The organism is Mitsuaria sp. RG, assembly GCF_028369275.1.
GTDB lineage: Bacteria > Pseudomonadota > Gammaproteobacteria > Pseudomonadales > Pseudomonadaceae > Aquipseudomonas > Aquipseudomonas peradeniyensis.
This window is the reverse complement of sequence record NZ_JAQMYQ010000093.1, coordinates 1-3392: the sequence shown is the minus strand read 5'-3', so window position 1 is coordinate 3392 and position 3392 is coordinate 1. Positions and strand designations below refer to the sequence as shown.

The 3392-nt window shown below is 64.8% G+C and carries 2 protein-coding genes; both read left to right on the top strand.

The genetic code is table 11. The features are described from left to right. Positions 1-103 precede the first annotated feature (103 nt). Positions 104-1258, top strand: coding sequence for a macrolide transporter subunit MacA (macA, locus tag POF53_RS25795; RefSeq protein WP_198745913.1), 1155 nt, complete (start codon positions 104-106; stop codon positions 1256-1258). Positions 1259-1266: 8 nt separating this feature from the next. After that, the gene (locus tag POF53_RS25790; RefSeq protein ID WP_498970029.1) at positions 1267-3264 is read left to right on the top strand and encodes a MacB family efflux pump subunit; all 1998 of its coding nucleotides are present in this window, start codon (positions 1267-1269) and stop codon (positions 3262-3264) included. Positions 3265-3392 lie beyond the last annotated feature (128 nt).

Genomic DNA, 3392 nt, shown 5'->3' with positions numbered 1-3392 from the left:
GGGGCAGCCCCTATAACAGGGCTTTTAAAACAAAAAACCCGGGGGGGGGGGGGGGCCAGCCCCCCCCCCACGGGACCTCATCGGATTCTGGAAGAACGGTTTTATGGAAAAGACGAAGTTTCGCAAGATCACCCTTGGGGTCGCCGCGGCCCTGGTCGCCGGCATCGTGCTGTACGCGGTGCAGGCCCCGGCCAAGCCGCCGCAGTACATCACCGCCACGGTCGAGCGTGGCGACATCGAGAACGCGGTGCTGGCCACCGGCACCCTGGAGGGCATCCGCCAGGTAGACGTCGGTGCCCAGGTTTCCGGGCAGCTCAAGTCGCTGAAGGTCAAGCTCGGTGACAAGGTCAGCGAGGGCCAGTGGCTGGCCGAGATCGACCCGCTGGTGCCGCAGAACACCCTGCGCCAGGCCGAGGTCGACGAGGAGAAGCTGCAGGCCGAGCGGCGCTCGGTGCAGGCCAAGCTCAAGCAGGCCAAGCGGGTCTACGAGCGGTACGAGGTGCTGCAGGACGACGAGTCGATCTCGCGCCAGGATTTCGAGAGTGCCGAGTCCGAGTTCGAGGTGCAGCAGGCCAACCTGCGCTCGCTGGACGCGCAGATCAAGAGCGCCCGGGTGCAGATCGACACCGCCAGGGTCAACCTCGGCTACACCCGCATCGTCGCGCCGATCAATGGCCATGTGGTGGGCATCGTCACCCAGGAAGGCCAGACGGTGATTTCCAACCAGTTGGCGCCGGTGATTCTCAAGCTGGCCGATCTCGACACCATGACCATCAAGGCCCAGGTGTCCGAGGCCGACGTGATCCACATCAGCCCCGGCCAGCAGGTGTACTTCACCATCCTCGGCGATGACCAGCGCTATTACGCCAAGCTGCGCGGCACGGAGCCTGCGCCGCAGAACTACCTGGAAAGCAGCGACAAGAACAGCGGCGCGGCCAAGCAGGCCAGCGCGGTGTTCTACAACGCACTGTTCGAGGTACCCAACCCCGAGCACCGCCTGCGCATCTCGATGACCGCCCAGGTGCGCATCGTCCTCGACACCGCCCAGGGCGTGCTCACCGTGCCGGTGGCGGCGCTGGGGCCGCGCGACGCCGACGGCAGTTTCCCGGTACGGGTGATCGACGGCAAGGGCTTCGCCCAGGTGCGCAAGGTCCAGGCGGGGATCAACAACAACGTCAAGGTGCAGGTCAAGGATGGCCTGGCCGAAGGCGATCGGGTGGTGATCGGCGAGCCGGTGTCGGGCGAGGCGGGGGCGTGAGCATGAACATGACCGTCGAGCTTTCACCGCACCTGGCGCGGCCTGCTGACCAGAAGCAGCCGTTGCTGCGCCTGCAGGGGGTCAGCCGTAGCTTCATGGCCGGCGACCGTGAGTTCCTGGCGCTCAAGGGTATCGACCTGCAGATCCATGCCGGTGAGCTGGTGGCGATCATCGGCGCCTCGGGCTCGGGCAAGTCGACCCTGATGAACATCCTCGGCTGCCTGGACCATGCCAGCGCCGGCAGCTACCAGGTCAGCGGCCAGGAAACCCGCGACCTGGACGACGACGCCCTGGCTGCGCTGCGGCGCGACCATTTCGGCTTCATCTTCCAGCGCTACCACCTGTTGCCGCACCTGGATGCCCTGCGCAATGTGGAAATTCCGGCGGTGTATGCCGGCGTGCCCCAGGCCGGGCGCCATGCCCGTGCCCGTGAACTGCTGGGGCGTTTGGGCCTGGGCACCCATCTGGCCCACCGGCCGAGCCAGCTGTCCGGCGGCCAGCAGCAGCGGGTGAGCATCTGCCGGGCGCTGATGAACGGCGGCGAGGTGATCCTTGCCGACGAACCCACCGGCGCCCTCGACACCGCCAGCGGCAAGGAGGTGATGAACATCCTGCTGGAGTTGCACGCTGCCGGGCACACGGTAATCCTGGTGACCCACGACCCCAAGGTCGCCGCCCATGCCGAGCGGATCATCGAGGTCAGTGACGGGCAGATCGTCAGCGACCGCCGCACCCGACCCGAGACACCGGCGCCAGCCGCCGAGGCCACGCCGGCTGTCGAGCAGGCGCCGCGGCGGCTGGTGGCAAGCCTCGGCCTGTTCCGCGAGGCCTTCAAGATGGCCTGGATCGCCCTGGTCTCGCACCGCATGCGCACCTTGCTGACCATGCTCGGGATCATCATCGGCATCACCTCGGTGGTGTCGATCTCGGCCATCGGCGAGGGCGCCAAGGGTTACGTGCTCAAGGACATCCAGGCGATCGGCAGCAACACCATCGACATCTATTCGGGCACCAGTTTCGGCGACAGCCGGGCCAAGGCCATCGAGACCTTGATGCCGGCGGATGTGACGGCGCTCAACGCGCTCTACTACGTCGACAGCGCCACTCCGGTGATCGGCCAGAGCTCGCTGGTGCGCTACCGCAACATCGATGCCGACGTGCAGCTCAACGGCGTCAGCGAGCAGTACTTCCAGGTGCGCAACATTCCGCTGGCCTCGGGGATCGTGTTCAGCGCCGACGACGCCCGGCGCCAGGCGCAGGTGGTGGTGATCGACCACAACACGCGCAAGCGCCTGTTCGGCGACGGGGTCAACCCGCTGGGGCAGGTGATCCTGGTCGGCAAGCTGCCGTGCACGGTGATCGGCGTGACCGCCGAGAACAAGAACCTGTTCGTCGCCGGCAACACGCTGAACGTGTGGATGCCCTACGAGACCGCCGCCGGGCGGGTGCTCGGCCAGCGCCACCTGGACAGCATCAGCGTGCGGATCAAGGATGGCATGCCGAGCAAGCGGGTCGAGGAGGAGGTCAACAAGCTGATGCTGCAGCGGCATGGGACCAAGGACTTCTTCACCAACAACCTCGACAGCATCATGCAGACCGTGCAGAAGACCAGCCGCTCGTTGACCCTGCTGTTGTCGCTGATCGCGGTGATTTCGCTGGTGGTGGGGGGGATCGGGGTGATGAATATCATGCTGGTGTCGGTCACCGAGCGGACCCGGGAGATCGGCATTCGCATGGCGGTCGGGGCGCGGCAGTCCGATATCCGGCAGCAGTTTCTGGTGGAGGCGGTGATGGTCTGTCTGATCGGTGGGGTGATCGGGATTGGGTTGTCCTATGGGATCGGGTATCTGTTTGCCTTGTTCGTCAAGCAGTGGGAGATGGTGTTTTCGTTGGGGTCGGTGGTTACGGCGTTTGTTTGTTCTACGTTGATTGGGATTGTGTTTGGGTTTGTGCCGGCTCGGAATGCGGCGCGGTTGGATCCTATTGAGGCGCTGGCTCGGGATTAAAATATGATGGTTTGAGTTGGTTTTAGTTGGGGTTGGGGTTGGGTTGGTATTGGAAGTTGTATGCGCATTCATTTTTGATGTCGACGCTTATTCACCTTTCCGCCCTTACGGCGGGTTGCTTTGGTCTT